The organism is Pseudomonas sp. BNK-44-b (assembly GCF_047456245.1).
Classification (GTDB): domain Bacteria; phylum Pseudomonadota; class Gammaproteobacteria; order Pseudomonadales; family Pseudomonadaceae; genus Aquipseudomonas; species Aquipseudomonas machongensis.
The window spans coordinates 1,340,812-1,361,937 of the sequence record NZ_CP179908.1 but is presented as its reverse complement, the minus strand read 5'-3'; the positions used below and the strand labels follow the sequence as shown (position 1 = coordinate 1,361,937).

The 21,126-nt window shown below is 63.0% G+C and carries 11 protein-coding genes; 7 read left to right on the top strand and 4 right to left on the bottom strand.

Going from position 1 to position 21,126, the window contains the following annotated elements:
- Positions 1-63: 63 nt before the first annotated feature.
- The 4 genes from ACMGGG_RS06440 to uraH all read right to left on the bottom strand — a co-directional run bounded on the left by ACMGGG_RS06440 (position 64) and on the right by uraH (position 13,664).
- Positions 64-579 carry a hypothetical protein gene (locus ACMGGG_RS06440; protein ID WP_155738201.1) on the bottom strand — a complete coding sequence of 172 codons (516 nt, stop codon included), beginning with the start codon at positions 577-579 and terminating at the stop codon, positions 64-66.
- A gap of 3 nt (positions 580-582) precedes the next feature.
- Positions 583-11,277 (bottom strand): DUF637 domain-containing protein, encoded by a 10,695-nt coding sequence (locus tag ACMGGG_RS06435; protein ID WP_414155071.1) that lies wholly within the window; start codon positions 11,275-11,277, stop codon positions 583-585.
- Between the two features lie 89 nt (positions 11,278-11,366).
- The gene (locus ACMGGG_RS06430; protein WP_112897795.1) at positions 11,367-13,061 is read right to left on the bottom strand and encodes a ShlB/FhaC/HecB family hemolysin secretion/activation protein; all 1,695 of its coding nucleotides are present in this window, start codon (positions 13,059-13,061) and stop codon (positions 11,367-11,369) included.
- Positions 13,062-13,310: 249 nt separating this feature from the next.
- Positions 13,311-13,664 (bottom strand): hydroxyisourate hydrolase, encoded by a 354-nt coding sequence (gene uraH, locus ACMGGG_RS06425; protein WP_054893660.1) that lies wholly within the window; start codon positions 13,662-13,664, stop codon positions 13,311-13,313.
- 400 nt (positions 13,665-14,064) lie between these two features.
- Between uraH and puuE the strand changes: the two genes are divergently transcribed.
- The 7 genes from puuE (at position 14,065) to ACMGGG_RS06390 (ending at position 21,106) form a co-directional block, all read left to right on the top strand.
- Positions 14,065-14,991, top strand: coding sequence for an allantoinase PuuE (gene puuE, locus ACMGGG_RS06420; RefSeq protein WP_054893659.1), 927 nt, complete (start codon positions 14,065-14,067; stop codon positions 14,989-14,991).
- Positions 14,991-15,506 carry a 2-oxo-4-hydroxy-4-carboxy-5-ureidoimidazoline decarboxylase gene (gene uraD / locus ACMGGG_RS06415; RefSeq protein WP_197892486.1) on the top strand — a complete coding sequence of 172 codons (516 nt, stop codon included), beginning with the start codon at positions 14,991-14,993 and terminating at the stop codon, positions 15,504-15,506. The genes puuE and uraD overlap by 1 nt, the downstream gene beginning before the upstream one ends.
- Positions 15,507-15,611: 105 nt before the next feature.
- Complete coding sequence (locus ACMGGG_RS06410; protein ID WP_054893657.1) at positions 15,612-16,115, top strand: ureidoglycolate lyase; 504 nt, start codon at positions 15,612-15,614, stop codon at positions 16,113-16,115.
- Positions 16,116-16,171: 56 nt separating this feature from the next.
- Positions 16,172-17,491: a urate hydroxylase PuuD gene (locus tag ACMGGG_RS06405; RefSeq protein WP_414155070.1), complete on the top strand. Its 1,320-nt coding sequence runs from the start codon at positions 16,172-16,174 to the stop codon at positions 17,489-17,491.
- A gap of 199 nt (positions 17,492-17,690) precedes the next feature.
- Positions 17,691-19,046 carry a nucleobase:cation symporter-2 family protein gene (locus tag ACMGGG_RS06400; protein ID WP_112897792.1) on the top strand — a complete coding sequence of 452 codons (1,356 nt, stop codon included), beginning with the start codon at positions 17,691-17,693 and terminating at the stop codon, positions 19,044-19,046.
- A 137-nt stretch (positions 19,047-19,183) separates the two neighbouring features.
- A complete protein-coding gene (locus tag ACMGGG_RS06395; protein ID WP_063543971.1) occupies positions 19,184-19,969 on the top strand; it encodes an outer membrane protein OmpK in 786 nt (261 codons plus the stop codon).
- A gap of 354 nt (positions 19,970-20,323) precedes the next feature.
- Entirely contained in the window at positions 20,324-21,106 is a 783-nt protein-coding gene (locus ACMGGG_RS06390; RefSeq protein WP_054893653.1) for an outer membrane protein OmpK, read from the top strand.
- Positions 21,107-21,126: the final 20 nt, after the last annotated feature.

Here is a 21,126-nt window from a genome sequence, read left to right as displayed (position 1 = left end):
TGACTGCTCCTCCAGAGGAACCCCCACCCCATAACTTCAAGAACTTGGCTTGCCCGCTATTTTTTATCGAAGGGTCCAGTCATGTATTGATATAAAATGAATAAATTGCTCTGGAGCGTCTTCCAAAGAAGACCTATGGTCCGTCACAAAACTAATCCCCGTCAATATGCTTCCATTTTTCCCCAAAAGAAAGTCATCATCCGCATCATTGAACAAAACATCAAATTCCTTTTCCAATCGCCGAAGGTCATCCCCCACACTGACATTATTAAATTTCCCACAATACCCCTCACCTACCGCAATCCTATAAAGCTTTCCGCTACTCTCAAAGTACAGCGACACCATCTCATTCATAAATCTATATGAAAGTAACCGCTCATTACCAAAACCAATCTTCCTCTCAACTCCCACCCATGAGTTATTCTTAAGGAGAATATCACGAACAGCCACTTCCGGACCGTACCACTCAACCGCACCAACTTTATTGCCAACGTCGGAAAACGTTTCACCTAAAGAAAATCCAGCGGCTGACGTACCCGGGACAAGATCAGAGTACAAATCAGGGAACAAATTGCTCATAGATCACTCCCACCCTTTCCATTCACCGCCTTCATATTTCAGACGATTTCCATGGGTATCATAGTATTGTTGATAACGCGTAATGGTGCCAGGACTAAAATCAGGCGAAGGATCAATTACCCGTATCTCTATATTTTTATTGCCAATCTTTGCAGTACTAATAATTTTATAATACGGACTATCACCGTGAGTTCCCCCACCTGGATGGAACTCTACCTCTTTTATTGCAGGGTGTCCTTCAACGCTAAAGACCTTTGCTTTACCTGAAGTTCCAGCCAATGGTGCTTTCGGCGTAACGCTCGCACCATCAAGCGTTAGTGACTGCTTGATATCATCAATCGATTTACCCCACATGCTAGACGGCGATTCAGCAATATTTCGAGGAATACCTGCCTGGGCGGCCAGATCGTCTCGCAGACCAACACGCGCGATTGCAGACGTAGCCGGTACTTCTGCTGCACCAGTCGCTTTCGCCCCACCTGCCAATTTCGAGTCAGCAACGACTACAGGCCCCGCTCCACCCTTGATGGCAGGAATCCCCAGTGTAGCCATCCCCAGCAGGCCGGCCACCATATTACCAGCGGCATTCCATCCATCACCATCAACCGCTTGCTTGGCACCCTGGGTAAACTGCAGCGCCCCGTTGGTCGCCGCCACAGCCCTGATCGTGCTGCCGATAGAGCCGGTCAGGAAGTAGATCGCAGGATCACCCAGGTTGGCCAAACCTTGCTGCTGCTCGCCAATGCGCAGGCTGGACTTGGCATCAAGGTAGGTCTGCTCGTCGACGCTACGGTCCCGGGTCCAGGCCAGGTTTTCAACCAGTCCCATTTGGCTGCGCTGAGCATCTGCCCACGCGAGCTTGTCCTGGCTGCTACCTGCATAGGGATAGCCATAGCCCAAGGTCTGCTCACCACTGAGCAAACTGGCGACACTTGCCTGGACGGTTGCCAAGCTATGGCTGATACCCAAGCCATTTTGGGCATCCAGTTTCCTGACGGCATCCAGTCTCTCGAAGGCATAAACCTGCAGGTATGCCGCGAGCTCGACCTTGTCATCCTGGCTAAGCAATGAGGGATCGCGCTTGTAGAGTTGCAACAGCTTGTCGCTACGCTGATCCGCGCCTTCCAGGTTGACCAGATCACGCGCGGCGTCCATTCCGCCGTCTTTGCGATAATTGTCCCTTGCCTCGTCTCGCTGCTTAGCCGAGTGGTCTCCGAGGAAGTTGTATTGCGTGCCGTTTTTGGCTACCCATGCCGCTTTGTTCAACGAGCTGGCGTCAGCATCCTCCTGACTAGCCGCCGCCAGCACCCCGACGATCTGCGAGCTCATGGTCAGCAGGTTTTCATTTCCCCCAACCAGCTTGTTGAGCTGCACCACCAGCGCCTCATTCGCGCCGGCCGCCAAGGCACCCGTTTTGAAGTCACCGCCAGTGGCCTTCGACAGCAAGCCACCCACCATCGCATGGATGGCAATCTTGGGGAGGCTGCCGTTCTCGATGCCGAACTGCTTGGTGTAATCCCCCACCGCATTGAAACTGGCTGCCGCCAGCGTATTGAACAGCGCGCTTTTCAACGCATCGCTGGCACTGCCGCCCTGCCCAAGGGCCTTGCTCAGCAGCAGGGAGGTGCCATTCTGCAACGTCTGGTTGGCTGCGAACTGACCTACGCCTTTGACTGTGTACAGTTCGGGCCCAAGGACTTTGCCCGTGACTGGGTCGGTTTTCGTTCCCGTCCAGCCATCGAAATAGGCCGCTGTCAGACCTGCAGCCACACCCGAGATGACATAGCCTTTCATCGCATCGGAGGAGGTCACATCCTTGACCACAGCCCCCAGATCGCCTCGATTGTTGATGACGCTTACCGAAGCATTGGTCGCAGCGCCCGTGGCAACGGCCCCGACGGCGGCTCCAGCGACACCGCCGTTGGCCCAGGCCGCTGCGGCAGGGCCGACGACGGCCGCCATGACGATCGCAATCGCGAGCTGAGCAGCCGGCCCCAGCCCCGAATTGCTGTACTTGAACGAGTCGTGGATTTCCTTGACCTGACGCCAGTCCACGCCACCTTGTGCTTCGACCTGCTTGAGCCAGGCCAGCTTGGGATCAGCCTTGACCATGGCATCGATGGACTCGCTCACCGTCTGCTGGTTGACCTGGCGCACATCCACATGAATCTTGCCAACGGCATTGATCACTAAGTCGCCTTTGGCGACCAGCTCGCTCTGGCGAACCGTTTCATCCGTACGGCCCTCGCCCTTCATGCTGAACCAGCCAACGTTGGACTTGCTCTTCTCGTGACTCTCCTGATGCAGGTCCTTGACCGCCTCGAACGTCACCGCGCCGCCACTATCGATGGTCAGGTCATTACCCGAGGCGAGCTTCGCGCCCTGGTACAACTGATCACCACCGCTCTTGAGCGTCAGGTCGCCACCGCTGCTGACTTCGCTGCCCACCGCCTTGACGTCGGTGACTTCGTCGCGCTGGGTCTGCTTGCTGCCCCAGCCGCCTTTCTTGCTCATGTCGTACAGCGAGTACTGGCTGTCGTTGGCCGCCAGCAGCTCCAGCTTGTCGCCGGCCACCAGGTAGGCTTCCTCGCCGGCGCTGACTTTGCTCGCCACCAGGCGCAGGTCACGCCCGGCGTCGATGGCCAGGTCGCCACCGGCCTTCACCACGGCAGACTGCTGCTCGACGTCATCCTCCTGCCGCTCGTACTTGGTCTTGCCCTTCTTGCCCTTGGCGTAGCTGTGCTCCTCGTTCGCCGCAGCAGCCAGGGTCACGTCGCGGCCGGCCTGCAGGGCCAGGTCGCGGCGTGCCTCGACTTCGCTGGCGACGATGCTCAGGTCCTGGCCTGCCGTGGCGGTGAGGTTGCCGCCTGCGCTGATCTCGCTGCCGTACTGGGTGATGCTGGTGTCGTGGCCGCTGACACGGCGGCGTTGATACTCGTGGCTGTCGACGCCTTCCTGGCTGACGATGGACAGGTCGCGACCGGCATCCAGCCTGATATCGCCACCCGCCTTGAGCACCCCACCCACGTTGCCGATATCGCGCCCGGCGGTGATGGTCAGGTCGTTCGCCGCCTCGATGCGTGCTGCGCTGTCGACCAGGTCCTTGGTCACATGCTCGCCACCGGCCCGGCCTTCCAGGCGGGTGACGCTGCGCTCGTTGATCACATCGCCGGTCAGCGCGGTCAGGCTCACTTCACGACCGGCGATGATCCCGCCCTGGGCGTTGCGGATCGAGTCGGTGGCGAGCATGTCCAGGCGTCCGCCTGCTTCGATCAGCCCGCTGTTGCTGATGTTGGTGGCGCTGGCGGCGAGGTTGTTGGTGGCACGCAGGGTGCCGACGTTGACCAGGTCGCCGCCGCTGATCAGGTTGACGTCACGGCCCTGGATCAGCGCGCCGTTGGGGGCGACGCGACCGTTGGCGTGGGCCAGGTACAGCACTGGGGCCAGCACCTTCTCGCCGTTGACCTCGACCTGCTCCATCCAGACGATGTCGTGGGTCAGGGCGGCGACCTGCTCGGCGCTGAGCGACACGCCCACGCTCAGCGACAGCTTGTCCTTGCTGGCGATGGCGTTGTCCATCAGGTAGCGGAACAGCGTCTCGTCGCTGGTCATGCCATCGATGTAGCGCTGGCCGGTCCGGGCCACCACAGCTTCGCGGATCAGGCGTTGTTCGTAGAGACCGTCGCCCAGGCGCTTGATGGCCTGGTCTGGATTGACGTTGAGCTGGCCAAGCAGGTAGTCGGAGCTCAGGAACTGCTTGAGGTCGGTCAGGGCCGGGTTGGTCTCCACCAGGTATTTGTGCGAGGTGCTCGGCACGCTGCGCTCAGGGACGCCCTGGACCAGTCGAACACCCGCTGCCAGGCCATCCAGCGCCACACCGGCGCCGCTGACGGCGCCTTGGGCCGCAGCCGAGCCTTGGGCGGACAGCGTCTGCGCCGCACGGTTGTCGGCATTGGTGGTGCTGGCCAGCGGTGAGATGAAGGTGCCGCTGCCTGCTTGGGTATGGTCGGCGGTGGCGCCCAGGGCATCGCCGCTGATCGCGGCCTGACCGGTCTGGGTGCTGATGCGGAACAGGCCGTTGCTGCCTTGCGGCAGGCTGAAGCTGGGCAGCGTGACCGGGTTGACCTGGCGCTGGGCGAGGTCGGGCGGCAACTGCGGGTTGAGCGCGCGCACCTGGGTCTGGGCCTGGCGCGGAGCAGCCGTGGCATCGCCACGGGCGCCGATGGTACCGGCGCCGGCCTGATTGACGCGCACCACGCTGTTGTCGATGCGCTGGGTGGCGTTGATGGTCACCGCGCCAGCCGACTGCACGACCGCCGGGGCAACCACGGCGCCAGCGATCGGCGTCCTGTTGTCGATGACGTCATAGATGCTGTACTGCGGATACCCCGCAGCGGCCATGACCTGGTCGAGGGTCAGCGAGCCGGGGTTCTGGTTGAACTGGTTCTTGGCCTGGATGAACGCGTTGTACTGGCCGCGATCACGGGTATACATGCTCGCGGTGAGGTTGCGCTGCTCGCCTCCACCGGCGCCCTTGTTCTCGAACACCGCCGTGTTGATGGCGATATCACCCGCCGCCGAAACACTGCTGTAGTGGTTGCGGAATGCGTCACCGGCGAAGGTCAGCTTGCTGCCGGTGGTGATGAAGGCGGTGGGGGTATCGCGGTCGATGACGTCTTCCCAGCTTTCCGTTGCCGAGAAGTACAGCTCGCAGCCCTTGCCCTTGCAGCGGTCGTCGGAATAGACGTTGACGTTGCCGGCGACCAGTTTCTTGGTCGAGCTCAGGAATTCCTTGCGGTTGAGCAGCGTGTCCACTGCCAGGGTCATGTTGCCGGCGCTTTCCACGCTGCCGGAGATGTTGTCCAGCAACACCGCGCGGGCACTGGCGTTGCCGGCAAAATCAAGGGCACCAAGGCTGTAGATATCGCCGTAGTAGTTGCTCAGGCTGCCGACGCGCAAGGTCATGTCATTGCCGCTGAACACCAGGCCGCGCTGGTTGCTCAGGCTGTTGGCGGCCAGCTTCACCGCCGCAGCGCCACCCAGGGTGCCGCGGTTTTCGAGGCTGGCGGCCGTCACCGTCAGGCCGCCCAGGGCGGTCAGGCGACCGTCGTTGCTCAGCAGGTTGCGCGCGGTCACCGCGGTGTCGGCGCCACCGGCCAGGCTGGCGGTACTGGACAGGCGGATATCGTTGGCGCCCAGCGTCAGTGCGCCAAGGCTGCTCAGGCGGCCACTGCCGTCATAGTTGCCGGTCAGATCCAGTTGCAGGCTGCCATCGCTGGCCAGCAGGCCATGGTTGGTCCAGTCGCCGCCCCGGCCCTTGAGGCTCTCGACGGCCAGCAACTTGCCGCTGGCGGTCTGGACGAAGCGACCGATGTCCAGCTCCAGGCGCCGGGCTTGCAGCACGCTGCTGTTGGTCCAGCTGGCAGCGGCGATGCTCAGCAGGCCATCGGTGTGCAGCACGCCGCCGGCCTGAGTGACCTTGTCGGAAGCCAGGCCGAAGCTACCCTGGCCGGTGTGCAGCAGTTGCCCGCCGCTGTTGCTCAGGCCACCGATCTGCAGGTCGAGGTCCTGGTTGGCGGTGGCCAGCACGCCGTTGTCGTTGAGCAGGTTGCCCGCGACGATCAATCGACTGGTGCCGGTCTTGCCAAGGGCGCGCAGGTTGCCGCTGCGGTTGTCGAGTTCGCTGGCGCGCAGTTGCAGCTCGCTCTCGCTTTCCAACTGGCCGAGGCTGTTGTACAGCGCGCCGCTCAGGCCGAAGTCGATGCGCCCGGCGCCGATCTTGCCGCTCTGGTTGAACAGTTGCTGGCCCTGCACCTTCAGCAATCCGGCGGCGTACAGGCCACCGCCGCGGTTGTCGAGATCGGCGGTGACGATCTTGCCGTCACCGCTCAGCGCCGAAAGGTAGCCGCCCTGGTTGTTCACCTTGGCGTCGGCTGCGATGTCCACGGACTGCGCCTGGGTGGTACCGCCAGCGTTGTCGAACAGGTCGCTGAAGACGCCCTTGAACAGGCCTTTGGCCGCGCTGAGCATGCCATTGCCACTGTTGTCGAGGCTCGCCGCGTGCAGTTCGAGGTTGCCTGCCTGGCTCTCCAGGCGACCGCCGCGGTTGTCCAGGCGCTTGTCCAGGCGCACGTCGATATCGCCCTGGCTCTTGAGCGCGCCGGCCTGGTTGTCCAGGGCAACCGCGTGGATATCGAGCTTGCCGTGCTCACTGAACAGCAGGCCATCGTTGCCGTTGAGCAGATCGCCGCTCAGGCGCAACACCAGGTTCTGCTGGCTGGCCAGATTGCCACCGTGGCTGTTGTCCAGCGTGCCCGAATCGACATGCAGCAACCCATGGCTGATCAGCGTGCCGCCTTGGTTGTCGACACGCACGGCCTTGAGCAGCAGGTCGGCGCCACTGACCAGGCGCGCATCGTCGGTATTGAGCAGTGCATCGGCCAAGGTCAGGTCGAGCGCCGCACGGCTGACGAGCTGGCCCTTGGCGTTTTCCAGACGCTTGCCGGCGATGCTGATCGCCTGGCCATTGATCTGCCCGCCCTGGTTGTCGATGACGGTGCCGTCCTGGTCGAGCGTCAGGTCACCTGTGGCGGAAATGAGCCCGCCGCTGTTGTCCAAACGATCGCCGACACTGAGGGTGATCGCCTGCTCCGAGGAGACGATGCCCTTGCGGTTGTCCAGGCTGGCCGCCGTGACCTGCTGGCGGCCCTTGCTGACCAGAGCGCCCTGGTCACGGTTGTCGAGGGCGCCGGTCAGGGTCACGGTAAGATCGCCGTCCTTGCTCGACAACGTGCCTTCGCCGCTGTTGTTCAGGTCGCTGCCGCTGACCTGCAGGCCTTGAACGCCGGACATCAGGCCCTTGGTGCTGTTGTCCAGCTGTGCCGCCTCTACGGTCAGCCGGCCGTCGCTGAGGATGCGGCCCTGCTGGTTGTCGATGCGCTTGGCGAGCAGGCTGAAGGACTGCTGGCTGGTGACTTCGCCAGCGCTGTTGTCGAGCGTGCCCAAGCGCTGGATGATCAGCGGGCCATTGGCACTGATCAGGCCGCCCTGGTTGCTCAGGTCGCCGCCGTTGAGGTCGAGGTCGAGTTTCTGTTCACCGATCAGACGCCCCTGGCGCTGGATCAACGCACTCACCCGCAGCAGCAGATCGCCCTTGGCGGAGATCTCGCCGCCCTCGCTGGAATCGACCTGCCCGGCCACCAGCGTCAACTCGGCATCGCTGTGGATGCGACCGCCGCGCTGAAGGGCATCGGCGCCGTTGCGCACGTCGCCCGTGGTCAGGGTCATGGCCTGCTTGCTGCTCAAGGCGCCGCCACGGTTGTCGAGGCCGTCGCTGGTGACGGTCATCGCCGCCTGGCTGATGAGCTGGCCGCCCTGGTGGTTATCCAGTTGTCCGGTCGTGACGGTCAGGCCGGTGTTGCCCGACAGCAGGCCGCGCTCGCTGTTGAGCACGCCTGCACTGGTGACGGTCAGCGCTGCGGCGGCGGAGAGGATGCCCTGGTCGTGGTTGTCGAGTTGGCCGTCGATCACGGCCTTGAGGGCCTTGCCGCTGGCCAGGGTGCCGCCGCTGAAGTTATCGAGGCTGGCAGCCTCGACGTCGAGATCGTGGCTAGCCGACAACACGCCCTTGAGGCTGTTGTCCAGAACACCGGCAATGCGCAGGGTCAGGTCCTGGGCGCTGATCAGGCGTCCGCCACGGTTGTCGAGGCGGTCGGCAATCAGGCTGAAGCCGTGGTCGCTGGAAATCTCTGCGCCGTTGCGGTTGTCCACCGCGCCGATCTGGCGCAACAGCAGGCTGCCTGGCGAGCGCAGCAAGCCACCGTCGCGGTTCACCAGTTGGCCGTGCTGCAGGTCGAGGTCGATGCCGGTCCCGCTGACCAGTTGCCCGTGGTCATGCTGGTCAAGGCCGGTCAGCGTCGCATCGATCTGGCCGGAGGCACTGATGCGACCACGGGCGCTGTTGTCGAGCTGGGTGACGACCAGCAGCAGGCTGCCGACACCGATGTTGCCCTTGGCGCTGTTGTCGATGGCGCCGCTGCGCAACTGGGCATGGCCAACTGCACTGATGGCGCCGCCCTGGCTGTTGTCCAGGCGGGCGGCGTCAAGCACCAGCCCGGCATCGGTCACCAGAATGCCGCCCTGGTTATCCAGCAGCCCTTGGCTGGTCAGGCCCATGGCAGCGATGGCCGAGACCTTGCCGCCCTGGCGGTTATGCAACGTGCCGGCGTTCAGCGTGAGGGTGCCGTCACTGACGATGAGGCCGGCGTCGCTGTTGTCCAACTGGCCGTCCAGGGCCAGCTCGATATGCTTGTGGCTGCTCAACCGGCCGCCGTTGTTGAGCAGTTCGGTGCCTTTCAGGCTCAGGCTGTCGTAGCCGCTGAGCAGGCCCTTGTTCTGGTTCAGCAGGCGCTGGACGGTCAGGGTCAGGCCACGGTCGCCAATGACCTTGCCAGCCTGGTTGTCCAGCAGTGCGCTGGCGTCGAGCACGACCTTGCCTGCGCTGGAGATCTCACCCTGCTGGTTGAGCACGCGCGCCGCGCGGATGTCGACCAGATTGGTCGCGCCAATCCCGCCGCCGTTCTGGTTGTCGATCGTGTTGGCGGTGAGCAGCAAGCTGCCCAGGCTGGTCAGCCTGCCGCCCTGCTGGTTCAAGGTGCCCAGGTGGGCTTCGAGGTCACCTTTGGCCGTGATGTTACCCAGGCGTTGATTGTCGACCTTGTCGGCGATCAGTTCGAGGCGGCCATCGCTCTGCAGGTGGCCGGCATCGCTGTTGGCCAGGCTGGCAACTTCGATGTGGGCCTTGCCCTTGGTGGTGGCTACGCCCTTGTCGCGGTTGTCGAAGTCCCCGCCGGTGACGGACAGCGAGCGGTCGGCAAGCACCAGGCCGCCACGGTTGTCGAGGCGTTTGCCGTGCAGGGCGAGGTCGCCGACGCTCGACAGCATGCCGTTGTCGCGATTGTTCAGGGTGGCCACTTTGACGGCCAGTGTGCCGTCGCTGAGCAGGTTGCCCTTGCCGCTGTTGTCCAGGCCCACGGCTTTGAGATCGAGCAGGCGCTTGGCCGAGATCAGGCCGAGGCGGTTGTCGATGTCGGCGCTGGCGACGATCAGCACGTCGCCGCCCAGCATCTGCCCGCCGCTGTTGAGCAGCCCGGCGGTGGTGATGTCGAGGCGATCGGCCTTGAGCTTGCCGCCGTTCTGGTTGTCCAGCAGCGCGCGGGTGGTCAGCTTTGCCTGCTTGTCGCTGCCGATCAGACCGTTGCCGCGGTTGTCCACCTGGGCGGCGGTGACCTGCAGATCCCCCTGGCCGACCACACGGCCGCCACGGTTGTCGAGGTTGCCGGTGATATTCACCACGGCCTGGCCCTTGCCTTGCAGCAGGCCTTGCTCACGGTTGTCGATCGTACCGCCCGTGGCTTTCAGGGTGTCGTCGGCCAGCACCTGGCCTTTGCGGTTGTCCAGCAGGCCTGCGGTCAGCGTGGTGGTGCGGCCCTTGAGGCTGCCACCCTGGTTGTCGAGCGTGGCGCTGCTGTCGATCTCGAGGTTGCGGTTGGCGACCACGCTACCGCGGTTGTGCAGGGTCTGGCCCTTGAGGCTCACGTCGCCCTGGGCGTTGCGGCTGTTGTCTGGCTCCACGCCGGCTTCGATGATGCCCTGGTTGTCGATCCGCGCGCCCTGCACGCTGATGCTGCCCTTGGCGGCGAGGCTCTGGCCGACAGTCACATCGTCACGCACACGCACGGTGGCGCTGCCGGCGGTGTAGGTCTTGCCGGTCAGCTCGGCGCTTTGCGCGGCAATCTTCAGGTCGCCGGCGCTGGAGGTCTGAGCAAGCGTCACCTTGCCGTTGGCGTCTACCTGGATATCGCCGGTGGTAGCGGCCATGTTGCCAGCCAGCTTGACGCCCACGCCCTGCTCGGTGCCGACCAGGCGGATGGTGTTGGCATACATGCCGCCCAGCGCCGAGCTGTCGATGGCCAGCAGAGGCTTTTCGCTGCCGTCATCGGCACGCGGGGTGGCCTGCAGGGTATCGGCCTGGACGTCGTTGCGCCCGGTGACGATGTTCAACTGCTTGGCATGCAGCTCGGTATTGAGCTTGGCACTGCGGGTGATCAGGTCGAACTGGTCGAGGTTGGTGGCGTTGAGCGCATCGCCCTCGATGGCGATGTCGCCGCCATCGACCTGGAAGCGGTCCAGGCGCTCGCCGTCCATGATCGGCTTGCCGGTGGTGAGGGTCGCCCGTGGCGTGTTGATGAAGCCGCAGCCGTTGCAGGTGATGCCGTGGGGGTTGGCGACGATGACCCGGGCCGCCTGGCCCGCCACCTCGGTGTAGCCTTGCAGGGTACTGCGGTTGCCGCCGGTGACCTGATTGAGGATGACCTGGGCCGCCTGCCCCCTGAGATTGGGGTTGCCGACGATGATGCCGCCCAGTTGAGTCGACTGGGTCTTGCCGGTGGCGTTGTTGAGGATCAGCCCGTTGCTGCCGACGTTGTAGTCACGGAAGGTGTTGCTCGACAGGCCGCTGCCGTTGGGGGTGGCGATATTGACGATCGGCACCCCGTTGCCGGCCTGGTTGATGCTGGTGTTGGCATTGGCCGCCGCATCGACGGTCAGCTGTGCAGCCGTGCTGACGATGGGGTTGAGAAACATCACGCCAGCAACGATCAGGGCGATGCACTGGTTCAGTGGGGTGCGGATATCCATGTCGAACAAACTCCAGTCGCAGCTCAGGCCAGTTGCCGGCCTGCCCCGCAAGGGGCAGCGATGTCACGGGTAATGGGTAGGGCCGGCGCTCAGAAGAAGGCGTCGACGCGGAAATAGATCGGGTGCTCGCGGCGGGTCACCGCATCGGGCCGCTCCAGCGAACGGGCAAAGGTTGCGCTGGCAGCGAAGTACTGGCCGCGCACATTGAACTCCAGGGCATTGCCGCTCAGGCGCCCATGGTCCTTGCCGTTGCCATGCTGGCCCTTGATCACACCGGCGTCGTAGGCGAACGCCATGCCGTATTCGCGCAGCCAGGGCTGTAGCGCAGCCCAGGTGACCGGCCGACGCCAGCGCAACTGGTTGCGCCAGTAGCCGCCGCTGTCGCCGGTGAGGGTCTGATCCTTGAAGCCACGCACCGAGGTCAGCCCGCCGACACTGATGCGCTGGGCACTGTAGAGCGCGTCCTCGCTGCGCTGGCCGGTGGCCAGGCTGTCGAAGCTGAACTGTTCGCCCCACAGCTGGAACGGCTGCAGGTAGCTCAGGGTCAGGGTGTACTTGTTGTAGCGCGACACCGGTTCGTTGCCGTGGGGGTCGCCTGCGCCCTGGGCGTCGAGCGCGCCGATGCCCTGCTGCCAGCCGGCATCGAGGTTGACGAAGGCATTGCCGATGCGTCGGCCGTGGTTGACGCCAAGCTGACGCTCGGTGATGCGGGTGCTGGAGACATCGATCAGGGTGTCGTCAAGGTAGTTGCGCGCACGCAAGTGGCTCACCCCGATATTCACCGCCGTCTTGCTCAGGCTGTCGCGGTGGATCACCCGTTCGGCCTGGAACTGGTGCACGCTGTTGTCGCCGTCGAGCTTGAAGGGAAAGCCGCTGGAGGTGTCGCGGGTGCGGTAGTAGTTGTGGTTGTAGCTGTAGTTGAAGGTCCACCAGCCCCACGGCAGGCTGTAGTTCAGGCCATGGCTGTCGGAATGGCGCCAGTGGTCGCTGACCACATCACGCCCGCCCCTGAGGCTCAGCTGATCGGCCAGGCCCAACGGGCTGTCCCACTCCAGGCCCAGGTTCATCTGCTGCTCGCCGCTGCTGGCATCACCATTGTTGTGGCGGCTGGCCGAGACTCGCCAGGGTTTGTCACGCTGGCCCTTGAGCTGCACGCGGCTACCGCCCACTTCCTGGCCTGGCACCAGCTCGACTTCGACCTGACGCGACGGCAAGCGACCAAGCTGGTCGACCATCTGCTCCATGTCGCGCAGGTTGAGCACTTCGGAGACCTGGCCGGGGAAGGTCATGGCCATTTCCCGTGGGCTGGCAAGCGCTGAGCTGTCCAGGCCTTCCAGGCGCCCTTCGACGATGATGATCTGCAGGATGCCCGAACCCAGATCCTGCTGCGGCAGGTAGGCACGGGTGGTCAGGTAGCCACGGTCGATGTAGTGATCGGTGATGCGCTTGAGCAGGCCGTTGAGCTCCCCCACTTGCAGGCACTTGCCTTCATAGTCCTCGACCAGTGCCTGGCGTTGCCGCTCGCTGAGCTGGGTCGCACCTTGCAGCTCGACGCTGCGGATCTGGAAGCACCGCCCTTGCTCCGCGGGCGCCACAGGGGCCTGTGGGGCCTGCTTGCCGGGTAATTGCTGCAGTTCCTCAAGGCGCTTGCGCTGCTCTTGCAGAAGGTTTTCCTGACGATCACGAATCAGGTCGCGGTCGCCGGGAGACTGGAAGGGGGCGGCACTGGCAAGCAGCGGCAGGAGCGCAAAGCCGGTCGCCAGCGCACGGAGGAAGAGGGACATGCAAGTAATCCGTCACTTGAGAACTGATCGCATCACTGCGAAAGGGTGCGCAGGATACAAGAGCAGAACCACGCCATCAACGCGCCACTCAGTGCTTTGCGACGAACGCTGATACGTTTCCATGCCTGGAATAGCGGAGGGATGCGGGACTGGGGGATCGGGCGGGGTTTCGGACAATTGCTACAGAATGAAAAAAGCCCGCCAGTGTGATAGCGGGCAAGGACCTACGAAGATTCTTCTAGCGACCAACTAGCTCCCACGATAGGTCGAATAGCTGTACGGCGAGATCAGCAACGGCACGTGATAGTGCTCCTGCCCTTCATCGATGCCGAAGCGCAGCACCACGACATCGAGAAACGCCTGGTCAGGCAGTGCAACACCTTTGGCCCGGTAGTAGTCCCCGGCGGCGAACTGCAACTGGTAGACACCAGTACGGTAGTCATCGCCCTGCAACAAAGGCGCATCGACACGGCCATCGCTGTTGGTCAGTGCGCTGTTCACCAGCTCCAGTTGCTGGCCTTCGACACGGTACAGCTCGACCTTGATCGAGCTGCCCGGGCAGCCGTGAGCGGCATCCAGTACGTGTGTGGTCAAACGTCCCATTTGCTTGTCGCCTCTTGTCGTTTGCATGGGCAGAAAATACACGGCATGCACCAACACGAGGCTGACGAAATGCCGGAATGGGCTCATTAAGACACTTTCGATTCAGATTGTACACAATTTTTTGAACCCCGCTGCGCACCGCTCACACCAGGCCTTCCGAGCATGAGCATCCGTCGCAAATACAGGGCCTGTGCAGCAGGCCGAGGTATTATCTGACCGATCAGGCAGGTTTCTTGCAGTGCTTTTCCAGCCTGAGTTTGAGGCGACAAGTGGGAAGAAATGCGGAAAAACGGGCTTACAAATGGTCAAATAAGTTGTATACAATCATCCCATCCGGTGCGTGCGACAACCCGCCGCGGTCCACCCACCACCCGCACCTACGAACATAAGGAAGACTGCAGTGAGCGCTGACTACCCTCGCGACCTGATCGGTTACGGCAACAACCCACCTCACCCGCAATGGCCGGGCAACGCCCGCATTGCCCTGTCTTTCGTGCTCAACTACGAAGAAGGTGGCGAGCGCAACATCCTGCACGGTGACAAGGAGTCCGAAGCCTTCCTCTCTGAAATGGTGGCTGCCCAGCCGCTGCAGGGCGTGCGCAACATGAGCATGGAGTCGCTCTACGAATACGGCAGCCGCGCCGGGGTGTGGCGCCTGCTCAAGCTGTTCAAGGACACCGGCGTACCGCTGACCGTGTTCGCCGTGGCCATGGCCGCCCAGCGCCACCCGGACGTGATCCGCGCCATGGTCGAGGCCGGCCATGAGATCTGCAGCCACGGCTACCGCTGGATCGACTACCAGTACATGGACGAGGCGCAGGAGCGCGAGCACATGCTCGAGGCCATCCGCATCCTCACCGAACTGACCGGCGAGCGTCCGCTGGGCTGGTACACCGGTCGCACTGGCCCGAACACCCGGCGCCTGGTGATGGAGGAAGGCGGCTTCCTCTATGACAGCGACACCTACGACGACGACCTGCCCTACTGGGAACCGAACAACCCCACCGACAAGCCGCACCTGGTGATCCCCTACACCCTGGACACCAACGACATGCGCTTCACCCAGGTGCAGGGCTTCAACTGCGGCGAGCAGTTCTTCCAGTACCTCAAGGACGCCTTCGACGTGCTCTACGAAGAAGGCGAGCACGCGCCGAAGATGCTCTCCATCGGCCTGCACTGCCGCCTGGTCGGCCGCCCCGCGCGCCTGGCCGCGCTCAAGCGCTTCGTCGAGTACGCCAAGAGCCACGAGCAGGTCTGGTTCGCCCGTCGCGTGGACATCGCCCGCCATTGGCACGCCACCCATCCGTACAAGAAAGAGAACGCCTGATGACCGCTTTCAACACCCTCAAGCCCTCGAGCCTCGGCCGTGACGCCTTCGTCGCGGCCTTCGCCGACATCTACGAGCACTCGCCGTGGGTCGCCGAAAAAGCCTACGCGCTGGGCAACCTGAGCGAGCTGGACGAGATCGAGGTGCTGCACCAGCGCATGAGCGACATCCTGCTCAGCGCCAGCCACGCCGAGCAACTGGCGCTGATCAACGCTCACCCGGACCTGGCCGGCAAGGCAGCGGTGCAGGGCGAACTGACCGAATCGAGCACCAACGAACAGGCCGGCGCCGGCATTCACCAGTGCACTGCCGAAGAGTTCGCACGTTTCACCGAACTCAATGACGCCTACAAGGCAAAATTCCAGTTTCCGTTCATCATGGCGGTCAAGGGCAGCAACCGGCACCAGATCCTCGCCTCCTTCGAAAAGCGCATCCACAACGACACCGATGCCGAATTCAAGGAAGCACTGGCGCAGATCAACCTGATCGCCCTGTTCCGCCTGCTGCAGCTTTGAGGACCAAACCCGGACTGGCCCGAGTGCGTGACGCGACCGCACCCAGGGCCTGCCCGAACGAGGTCCGCCCTACATACCGATAACGAATACAGAAGAGATAACCGCATGCGTACCCTGATGATCGAGCCCCTGACCAAAGAAGCCTTCGCCCAGTTCGGTGACGTGATCGAAACCGATGGCAGCGACCACTTCATGATCAACAACGGCTCGACCATGCGCTTCCACAAGCTCGCCACGGTCGAGACCGCCGAGCCGGAAGACAAGGCGATCATCAGCATCTTCCGCGCCGACGCGCTGGAGATGCCGCTGACCGTACGCATGCTGGAGCGCCATCCGCTGGGCAGCCAGGCTTTCATTCCGCTGCTCGGCAACCCCTTTCTGATCGTGGTCGCGCCAGTTGGCGATGCACCTGTATCAGGCTTGGTCCGAGCCTTCCGCAGCAACGGCAGGCAGGGCGTTAATTACCATCGCGGCGTCTGGCACCACCCGGTGCTGACGATCGAAAAGCGGGATGACTTCCTGGTGGTTGATCGCAGTGGTTCCGGCAACAACTGCGACGAGCATTACTTCACCGAGGAACAGATGTTGATCCTCAATCCCCACCAATAAGAAAAGGTCGGTCATCCCGGGTCTCGGCCTGTCGGTGATCGGCAGAGGTACATACTGTGGAAGCACACCTTCACGAATGGCTGAACCTGAGCATTCGCTGGGTTCACATGATCACCGGCGTGGCCTGGATCGGTGCATCGTTCTACTTCGTCTGGCTGGAGAACCACCTGAATCGAAGCAACCCGCGCGATGGGTTGTCAGGTGACCTCTGGGCCATCCATGGCGGTGGTATCTACCACCTGGAGAAATACAAGCTCGCACCACCGAAAATGCCCGAGAACCTGCACTGGTTCAAATGGGAAGCCTACTTCACCTGGATGTCCGGGATCGCCTTGCTGTGCGTGGTGTTCTACTGGAACCCAACCCTGTACCTGCTGGCACCTGGCAGCACCCTGAGCGGCGCCGAAGGCGTGGCCATCGGCATCGGCTCGCTGGTCGTCGGCTGGTTCGTCTACGACTTCCTCTGCGACTCACCACTGGGCAAGCGCCCCGCCCTGCTCGGCGCCGTACTGTTCGTGCTGATCATCGCGGCATGCTGGGGCTTCAGCCTGGTGTTCAGCGGTCGTGGCGCGTACCTGCACACCGGCGCGATCATCGGCACCATCATGGTGGGCAACGTGTTCCGCATCATCATGCCGGCCCAGCGCCAGCTGGTGGCGGCGATCGAGAACAACCAGACCCCTGATCCGGTACTGCCGGCCAAGGGCCTGCTGCGCTCGCGACACAACAACTACTTCACCCTGCCGGTGCTGTTCATCATGATCAGCAACCACTTCCCGAGCACCTACGGCAGCCAGTACAACTGGCTGATCCTGGCCGGGATCGCAGTGGCTGCGGTACTGATCCGTCACTATTTCAACACCCGCCACGACAGCAACAAATACGCCTGGACCCTCCCTGTAGGTGCCCTGGCGATGATCTGCCTGGCCTATGTGACTGGTCCCAAGCCGCTGCCGACCTCGTCCGAGCAGGCTGCTGCGAAGATCGAGTACCAGCCATTGCCCGCCACTGCAGTCGGCGGCAAGACTGCAGCCGAGCTGCGCGCCGAGGAAGCTGCCAAGGCTGCCCAGGCACCTGCCGAAGCGCCGGCCCAGGCCACCGCCCAGGCTGCGCCCGGCAACTTCGAGAAGATCCACAACGTCATCCAGGAACGCTGCACCGTGTGCCATTCGTCGAAACCGACCAGCCCACTGTTCAGCACCGCCCCGGGCGGCGTGATGTTCGACACCCCGCAGCAGATCCAGGCCCAGGCCGCGCGCATCCAGGCGCAGGCCGTCGCCAGCCAGATCATGCCGCTGGGCAACATCACCCAGATGACCGTCGAGGAACGCAAGCTGGTCGGCGACTGGATCGCCAAGGGTGCCCCGGTCAACTGACACCCCACATCCTGTTTGTGGGAGCGGGCTTGCCCGCGTGGAGGCCGGTGTTGCCGGCCTCGCTTCCAATGAAACACCGTAACAAGCAAGCATCGAGCGTACGGCTCCATCCGGAAACCCCAGGTCCTTCAACCGAAGCGCCTGCCGCCTGGAGCCGCCCGCTTGGATCCGAGAATAAAAACAAAACTCGAGGTGCTGCATGTCCGAGTCACCCAAGGCGTACATCCCCGTTGCGCCGCCACGACAGCCCCTGCCCCTGTTCCAGCTGATCCTGGTGGGCCTGCAACATGTCCTGCTGATGTACGGCGGCGCCATCGCCGTGCCGCTCATCATCGGCCAGGCCGCCGGGCTGTCCCGTGAAGAAGTCGCCTTCCTGATCAACGCCGACCTGCTCGTGGCCGGTGTCGCTACCATCATCCAGTCGTTCGGCATCGGCCCGGTGGGCATCCGCATGCCGGTGATGATGGGCGCAAGCTTCGCCGCCGTCGGCAGCATGGTGGCCATGGCCGGCATGCCCGGTGTGGGTTTGCAGGGGATCTTCGGCGCGACCATCGCCGCCGGGTTCTTCGGCATGCTGATCGCGCCGTTCATGTCCAAGGTGGTGCGCTTCTTCCCGCCGCTGGTCACAGGTACCGTGATCACCTCCATCGGCCTGTCGCTGTTCCCGGTCGCGGTCAACTGGGCCGGCGGCGGGCAACAGGCGGAAACCTTCGGTTCGCCGATCTACCTGATGGTCGCAGGCCTGGTGCTGGCCGTGATCCTGCTGATCAATCGCTTCATGCGTGGCTTCTGGGTCAACGTGTCGGTGCTGGTGGGCATGGGCCTGGGTTATGTGCTGGCCGGTTCCATCGGCATGGTCGACCTGTCGGGCCTGAACGAAGCGCCGTGGCTGCAGGTGGTCACGCCACTGCACTTCGGCATGCCGACCTTCAGCCTCGCGCCGATCCTGTCGATGTGCCTGGTGGTGGTGATCATCTTCGTCGAGTCCACCGGCATGTTCCTGGCCCTGGGCAAGGTGACCGACCGCGAGGTGACACCCGGCATGCTGCGTCGCGGCCTGCTGTGCGATGCCGGCGCCTCGTTCGTGGCCGGTTTCTTCAACACCTTCACCCATTCCTCCTTCGCCCAGAACATCGGCCTGGTGCAGATGACCGGGGTGCGCTGCCGCTATGTCACGGTGGTCGCGGGCGCGCTGCTGATCCTGCTCAGCCTGCTGCCCAAGGCGGCCTTCCTGATCGCCTCGATCCCGCCTGCGGTACTGGGCGGCGCATCCATTGCCATGTTCGGCATGGTCACCGCCACCGGCATCAAGATCCTCCAGGAGGCCGACATCAGTGATCGGCGCAACCAGTTGCTGGTCGCAGTCAGCGTCGGCTTCGGGCTGATCCCGGTGGTGCGTCCGGAGTTTTTCGCGCAGATGCCCCAGTGGATGGAGCCTATCACCCACAGCGGCATCGCCATGGCCACGCTCAGCGCCCTGATACTGAACGTGCTGTTCAACATCCTCGGGGGCGCCGAACGCGCGGCCCACAACGAGGCCTGTCACCCGCACTGAGTCAGCGGGCGGCGCCCTGGCCGCCCGTCTCGCCCAAGCAGTGAAACGCAGTACCGGCGGCCCACGGGAGCGGGCCGTCCGGGGCGCCTGCGCGCCGAAGAAACCTCGAACAACAACAAGAACACGGGAATTCGCACATGAAGCGCACCACCTCGTCCCTGCTGCTGGGCAGCAGCCTGCTGGCCACCCTCCCCGCGTTCGCGGGCGACTGGCTGCAATGGCACGGCGAAAGCCTGACCTACCTCTACGGCAAGGATTTCAAGGTCAACCCGGACATCCAGCAGACCATCACCTTCGAGCACGCCAACAAGTGGAAGTACGGTGATACCTTCCTGTTCATCGACAAGATCTTCTACAACGGCAAGACCGACGCCAGCAAAGGCGTGAACACCTACTACGGCGAGTTCAGCCCGCGCCTGTCGTTCGGCAAGATCCTCGACCGAAAACTGGCCTTCGGCCCGGTCAAGGACGTGCTGCTGGCCATGACCTACGAGCGTGGCGAAGGGTTGAACGCCGCCTACCTGATCGGCCCCGGGTTCGACCTGGACATCCCTGGCTTCAACTATTTCTACCTCAACATCTACCTGCGCAACACCGAGGGCAGTCGCCCCGGCGACAACGTCTGGCAGTTCACCCCCGGCTGGTCGTACACCATTCCCCTGGGCCGCTCCGACCTTCTGATCGACGGCTACATGGACTGGGTGACCGACAACGACCAGACCCGCCGCGGCACCTACCACGCCAACCTGCACTTCAACCCACAGGTCAAGTACGACCTGGGCAAGGCCCTCAACCTGGGCGCCAAGCAGTTGTATGTCGGGTTCGAGTACAGCTACTGGAAGGACAAGTACGGCATCGACAGCCGCGGCAATCTGCAGAGCAACCAGAGCGTGGCCAGTGCGCTGGTCAAGGTGCATTTCTAAGAACCTGACCGAACGCCCAATTTTGTATCACCGCGCTCCAGGACGGAGCACTTGAGGACCGGCGCGCAAGCCAGTAATCTGCGCGCCCCCTCGCTCAGGGCAGGCCGGATCCTGCCCGCGTTTACTGACCGCTCAGTCAATGAATTCGGGCGGTTGGTCGATGTTTTGCCAGCCAGAAACACCCTTTTCATCCGTTCAGAACGACGTCGAGCAGGATGGTTGTGCCCAACCCGGAAAGTTGGCGCAGCACTTGCCAGAGAGCTGTGGCCAACCCGAAAAAACTGACCCGAAAGACAAGAAAGGCGCCGACACGAGCGCTGACAGCAACATCCAATCAAGGGAGCGACACACGCAATGCGCATCATCAACAGCCTGATCCTCGCCGGCGGCCTGCTCGCCTGCGGCACCAGCTTCGCCGACGACCTGCTGCAGTGGCAGACCAACAGCCTGACCTACCTCTGGGGCAAGAACTTCAAGGTCAACCCCGAGACCCAGCAGACCGTCACCTTCGAGCACGCCGATGCCTGGAAGTACGGCGACAACTTCATCTTCGTCGACAAGATCTTCTACCAGGGCAAGAAAGACGCGAACAACGGCCCGAACACCTACTACGGCGAGATCAGCCCGCGCCTGTCGTTCGGCAAGATCTTCGACCAGAAGCTGGAGTTCGGCCCGGTCAAGGATGTGCTGCTGGCCATGACCTACGAGTTCGGCGAGGGTGATACCGAGTCCTACCTGATCGGCCCTGGCTTCGACCTGGCGATTCCTGGCTTCGACTATTTCCAGCTGAACTTCTACCACCGCACCACCGATGGCAGCCGCCCGGGTGATCATGTCTGGCAGATCACTCCAGTGTGGTCCTACACCATTCCCGTGGGCTCATCGGATGTGCTGATCGACGGCTTCATGGACTGGGTGGTGGACAACGACGAGAACAGCCGTGGCAGCTACCACGCCAACCTGCACTTCAACCCGCAGGTCAAATATGACCTGGGCAAGGCATTGCACCTGGGTGAGAAGCAGTTGTACGTCGGTATCGAGTACGACTACTGGAGCGACAAGTACGGGATCAAGGACAGCGATGCCTTCACCACTGACCAGAACACCATGAGTTTCCTGGTCAAGGTGCACTTCTGATCTGAGCGGTGGGTCTGCTT